The organism is uncultured Frigoribacterium sp. (assembly GCF_963515265.1).
In the GTDB taxonomy this organism is placed as follows: Bacteria; Actinomycetota; Actinomycetes; order Actinomycetales; family Microbacteriaceae; genus Frigoribacterium.
The window spans coordinates 1-5884 of record NZ_CAUPYL010000162.1; the positions used below are offsets into that span (position 1 = coordinate 1).

Annotated in this window: 5 protein-coding genes; all 5 read left to right on the forward strand. The window is 71.5% G+C overall.

The features are described 5' to 3' along the window. The coding region (locus RWM17_RS11445) for a hypothetical protein (protein WP_314103792.1) at positions 1-1320 on the forward strand (1320 nt) is incomplete at its 5' end. Between the two features lie 102 nt (positions 1321-1422). Continuing rightward, complete coding sequence (locus tag RWM17_RS11450; RefSeq protein ID WP_314103794.1) at positions 1423-2712, forward strand: sugar ABC transporter substrate-binding protein; 1290 nt, start codon at positions 1423-1425, stop codon at positions 2710-2712. Positions 2713-2717: 5 nt separating this feature from the next. After that, a complete protein-coding gene (locus tag RWM17_RS11455; RefSeq protein ID WP_399540470.1) occupies positions 2718-3692 on the forward strand; it encodes a carbohydrate ABC transporter permease in 975 nt (324 codons plus the stop codon). Between the two features lies 1 nt (position 3693). Next, positions 3694-4527, forward strand: coding sequence for a carbohydrate ABC transporter permease (locus RWM17_RS11460; RefSeq protein WP_123547795.1), 834 nt, complete (start codon positions 3694-3696; stop codon positions 4525-4527). A gap of 70 nt (positions 4528-4597) precedes the next feature. Next, on the forward strand, positions 4598-5611 hold the full coding sequence (locus RWM17_RS11465) for a glycosidase (protein ID WP_314103797.1): 1014 nt from the start codon (positions 4598-4600) through the stop codon (positions 5609-5611). The last annotated feature ends 273 nt before the right edge of the window (positions 5612-5884 follow it).

Here is a 5884-nt window from a genome sequence, read left to right on the forward strand (position 1 = left end):
ACCGCCCTCGGGGAGACCGACGTGACCGGGGCGACCGCCCTCGGGGAGACCGACGCGATCGGGGCGACCGACCTCGCGGCGCACCTCGTCCCGCTCACGCGCGACCGCCTCCGGCAGGTGCTCGACGACGCGCTCGCGCACCGGAACGCGCTGACCGGCGCGCTCGCCCAGCTCACGTTCTCGGGCGAGGCGGCCTACGGCCCCGACCGTCCCGACTGGGCCGTCGGCCCCTTCGCGCCCGATCCGGCGCTCACCTTCACGCTCGACCACCAGTGGGACGACCCCGACGGCATCGGCTGGACCAGCTCGTCGCTCTACAACCCGACGATGATCGAGCACGAGGGCGTCCTGCACCTCTTCTACCGCGCGTCGCCCGTCAAGGAGAGCCTCGGCAGCCGCATCGGCCACGCCACGCGCGACCTGACCGGCACAGGCAGGGGCGCAGGCACTGACGCCGGCGCCGACACCGACACCGGCGCCGACACCGACACCGACACCGACACCGACACCGACACCGGCTCCGACACCGGCTCCGCCGCCGGCACCGACAGCGACACCGGCTCCGGCGTCGGCGTCGCCGCCGCCTGGGTCGACGACCCGGCGAACCCGGTCGTCCGCCCGACCCGCGACCTCGAGCTGCTGGGCACCGAGGACCCCAAGATCTACCGGGCCGAGGGCCGCTTCTGGCTCTTCTACAACGGCATCTGGCCGATCACCGAGGAGGCGCGGGCCGCGTTCCCGAGCACCGGCTACCCCGTCGAGGCGGTCGGCTGCGACATGATGTTGGCCGTCAGCGACGACCTCGTCACCTGGGAGCGCCTCGGCCCGATCGCCGACCCCGAGCAGACGCGGCTGTGGGCGAAGGGCGCGGTGTTGCCGCGCGACGAGCACGGCGACGCCGTCCGCGTCGGGGGCGAGTACCTGATGTTCGTCAGCGAGGGCTTCGACGGCGTGCTGCACGTGGGGCACTCGGACGACATGCGCACCTGGCGCTTCGAGCCGACCCCGTACCTCGACCTGTCGAGCGTCGGCGGGCACCTGCACGAGGTCGCCGCCGCGATCGTCACCGGTGACGGACGGCTCGTGCTCGACGTGTTCCACGACGACGCCGAGGGCCGCTTCGCCGCGAGCCAGGCGCTCTACGACGTCGAGCGGCCGTTCGACCAGCTCGCGCTGACGGCCGGCGGCTCGCTCTGCTGGGGCGGGCTCGGCCGGGTCGACGGCCGCTGGACCTTCTCGCAGGGCTGGGACGCGCCTCCTGGTCGCCGCGACCTCTACGTCTACCGCGAGGCGTCGACGACCGAGGCCCCCGCCACGTGACCCGCACGACACCGTGACCCGCACGACACCTCGACCCGCACGACACCCTCACCCGCACGACCCCTGCACCGCAGCGCACCACCCGAACCCAAGGAGAACACCGTGCAACGACGCACCGCACTCATCGGAGCCACCGTCCTGCTCACCGGCCTCGGCCTGACCGCCTGCTCGGGCGGCGGGGGAGGCGGCGGCGGCGACGCCCTCACCGCGAAGGGCCCCATCACCGTCTGGTACTCGAACAACGAGTCCGAGGTCGAGTGGGGGAAGGCCACGGTCGCGTCCTGGAACGCCGACCACCCGGACGAGCAGGTCAAGGGCCAGGAGATCCCCGCCGGCAAGTCGAGCGAAGAGGTCATCGGCGCGGCCATCACGGCCGGCAACGCCCCCTGCCTCGTCTACAACACGGCCCCGAGCGCGGTCGGCCAGTTCCAGAAGCAGGGCGGGCTCGTCGACCTGTCGAGCTTCGACGACGGCGCCGAGTACATCGAGGACCGCAGCGGCGACCTCGCCGAGCAGTACCAGGATGCCGACGGCAAGTACTACCAGATGCCCTGGAAGTCGAACCCGGTGATGATCTTCTACAACAAGGACCTCTTCACGCAGGCCGGCCTCGACGCCGAGGCCCCCGAGCTGTCGACCTACGACGACTTCCTCGCCACGAGCAAGACGCTCGTGGACGCCGGCGTCTCCGACTACGCGATCCACCCGGCCCCGACCAGCGAGTTCTTCCAGTCGCAGTTCGACTTCATGCCGCTCTACGCGGCCGAGACCGGCGGCACCGGACTGATCGAGGACGGCAAGGCCACCTTCGCCGACGGCGCGGGCGAGGACGTCGCCGGCTTCTGGCGCGACCTGTACGACCAGGGCCTGGCCGGTCAGGAGCAGTACACCGGCGACAGCTTCGCGGACGGCGAGGCCGCGATGTCGATCGTCGGCCCGTGGGCGGTCAACGTCTACGAGGACGTCAACTGGGGCGCCGTGCCGGTGCCCACCAAGGACGGCACCGACGCCGACGAGACCTACACGTTCAGCGACGCGAAGAACGTCGGCATGTACACGGCGTGCGAGAACCAGGGCACCGCGTGGGAGTTCCTGAAGTACTCGACCAGCGAGGACTCCGACCGCGCCCTGCTCGAGACCACGGGCCAGATGCCGATCCGGACCGACCTGGCCTCGACCTACTCGGACTACTTCGACGCCAACCCGTCGTACGCGCTCTTCGGCGACCAGGCCGCCCGCACCATCGAGGTGCCGTCGGGCCCGAACACCGTGGCCGAGCTGCAGGCCTTCCGTGACGCGTGGTCGAAGAGCGTGATCTTCGGCGAGGGCGACGTCGGATCGTCGCTGAAGGACGCCGCGTCCAAGGTCGACGAGCTCGCGGCCCAGGGCTGAGACCCGTGTCCTCCCTCCGTGCCGGGGCGACCGCCCCGATCACCGGCAGCCGACCCGAGGAGGCGCCCCCCGCCTCCCCGGGTCGGAAGGCCCGCGGGCGAGGCTCGCTGCTGGGCAAGAACCCGCTCGGGCTGCTCCTCAGCGCGCCGTACCTGATCTTCGTGCTCGCGGTCTTCGCGTACCCGCTGGTGTACGCGGTCTACATCGCGTTCCACGACTACTTCTTCACCGCGCCGGGCGCGGTCGTCGACCGGCCGTTCGTCGGGCTGGCGAACTTCGTCACGGCGTTCACGGACCCGGCCGTCCTCCGGTCGTTCGGCAACGTCGGGATCTTCCTGGTCATCAACGTGCCGCTCACGGTCGTGCTGAGCATGGTGCTGGCGTCGGCGCTCGACAAGGTGTCGCACTTCAAGGGCTTCCTCCGCGTGGCCTTCTACGTGCCGTACCTCGCGGCCAGCGTCGCCGTCGTGGCCGTCTGGCTGTTCCTCTTCACCGGGAGCGGCCTCGTCAACCAGGTGCTCGGGCCGCTGGCGCCGTCGCCGTCGTGGTTGATCAACTCGGCCTGGGCGATGCCCTCGATCGCGCTGTTCGTCACGTGGAAGCAGCTCGGGTTCTACATCCTGCTGTACCTCGCGGCGCTGCAGAACGTGCCGAAGGAGCTCTACGAGGCGGCGTCGAGCGACGGCGCCGGCCCGATCCGCTCGTTCTTCACCGTGACGGTGCCCGGTGTGCGCCCCGCGACCGTGCTGGTGCTGCTCGTGTCGACGGTGACCGGGGCGAACCTGTTCACCGAGCCGTACCTGCTCACCGGCGGAGGCGGCCCCAACGGCGCCTCCACGTCGCCCGTCCTGCTGATGTACCAGAAGGGCATCGAGCAGGGGAACCCCGACCAGGCGGCCGCGATCGGCGTCGTGCTCGTCGTGCTCGTGCTGATCATCGCGCTGCTGCAGAACCGGTTCGCCGGCGGCAAGGAGGACTGAGATGTCCAGGACCCAGACCACGCTGCGAGGCGTCGTGCTCGCGCTCGGGGCGCTCGCGTTCCTCTTCCCGTTCTACTACATGGTGATCGGCTCGCTGCAGGCGCGGCCCGACCCGACGGTCGCGGGCGCGTTCCCGCACCCGTCGAACCTCACCCTCGAGAACTACGCCGCGATCGACAGCCGCATCGGGCTGCTCACGGGGCTCGTCAACTCGGGCATCTTCACGGCGGGGGTGCTGATCTGCACCGTCGTGTTCGGGGTGCTCGTCGGGTACGCGCTCGCCGTGCTGCAGTGGCGGGGCCGCGGCGTGACCTTCGCCCTCGCGCTGCTCGTGCAGGTGGTGCCGTTCCAGCTGCTGGTCATCCCGCTGTACGTGCTCATCGCGCGGAACTACGGGCTGAGCGACAACTACCTCGGCATGATCCTGCCGTTCGCCATCAACTCGACGGCGGTGATCATCTTCCGGCAGTACTTCCTGCAGCTGCCCCGCGAGCTGTTCGAGGCGGCGCGCATCGACGGCACCGGCGAGTTCCGGCTGCTGTGGAACATCGCGCTGCCGCTCGTCCGCCCCGCGCTCGTCACGGCCCTGCTGCTGACGTTCATCGGGCCGTGGAACGAGTTCCTCTGGCCGTTCCTCATCACCAAGGAGGCGTCGATGCAGCCGCTCGCCGTCTCGCTGGCGAACTACATCTCGAACGTCGCCGCCACCGCCGCCAACCCCTTCGGCGCGACCCTGGCGGGAGCCGTCGTGCTCGCCGCCCCGGTCGTGCTGCTGTTCATCGTGTTCCAGCGCTACTTCATCTCGACCGACGTCGGCTCGAGCGTGAAGGGCTGACAGGAGATCCCCCGTGACCGACACCGCACCTCCTCCGTTCCCCTACCGCCTGACGCGCCTCGGCGTCGTCATGGCGCCCGACCCCGACGAGCCGCTCGAGGCCGAGGGCGTGCTCAACCCCGGCTCGGGCCGCGGGCCCGACGGCGAGCTGTACCTGCTGCCGCGGCTCGTCGCCGCCGGCAACGTCTCGCGCGTCGGCCTCGCCCGCGTGGTCGTCGCCGACGGCGTGCCCGTCGGCGTCGAGCGCGAGGGCGTCGTGCTCGCCCCCGACCGCGGCTGGGAGCGCGGCGCCACGCACTCGGGCGTCGAGGACCCGCGCGTCACCCGGGTCGACGAGCTCGGCCTGCACGTGATGACCTACGTCGCGTACGGTCCGCTCGGGCCCCGCACGGCCGTCGCGGTGAGCGACGACCTGCGCGAGTGGCGCCGCCTCGGGCCCGTGACGTTCGACTACGTCGACGAGCTCGACACCGACCTCGGGCTCTTCCACAACAAGGACACGACGTTCTTCCCGTCGCCCGTCACCGCGCCCGACGGGGTGCGCAGCTTCGCCGTGCTGCACCGGCCGATGTGGCACATCGGCGCCACCGTGCCGGGGGAGGGCAGCCCGCTGCCCGCCGGCGTCACGGACGGTCGCCACTCGATCTGGATCAGCTACGTTCCCGTCGACGCGGTCGCGGCCGACGAGCGCGCCCTGGCCCGCTGGGGGCAGCACCGACCCGTGGCCGGCCCCGAGTTCCCCTTCGAGGAGCTCAAGATCGGCGGCGGCCCGCCCCCGCGCCGCGTGCCCGAGGGCTGGCTGCTGCTGCACCACGGCGTCACGGGCGTCATCGAGGACGCCTTCGCGCAGCAGCAGAACGTCAACTACGCCGCGGGCGGCATGATCCTCGACGCGGACGACCCGTCCCGGGTCGTGACCCGGTCGGCGGTGCCCCTGCTCGAGGCCGAGACCGCCGACGAGCGCGACGGCATCGTCCCGAACGTGGTCTTCCCCACCGCGATCGAGGAGGTGGACGGGGTGCCGTTCGTCTTCTACGGCATGGCCGACTCGAGGATCGGCGTCGCCCGGCTCGACCGCGCCTGACGCGAGTGCCCGGGCTCGCGCGCCCGCGCTGCTGGCGAGTTGCCCCTTCGCGGGGGTGCTGACGCGTCAGAGGCCCGCGAACCGGCACGTCACGACCTGAGACCACCCTGGAACATCCCGCACCACGAGACAGAAGGAGGCGGTCGACGATGACCGCACGCACCTCACGATGGGCCGGGCTCGCCCTGGCCGCCACGACCGCGATCGCGCTGGGGGTGACGGGGGCGCTGCCGGCGTCCGCCGCGCCTCTTGGGGCACCGGCTGCGCCTGCGC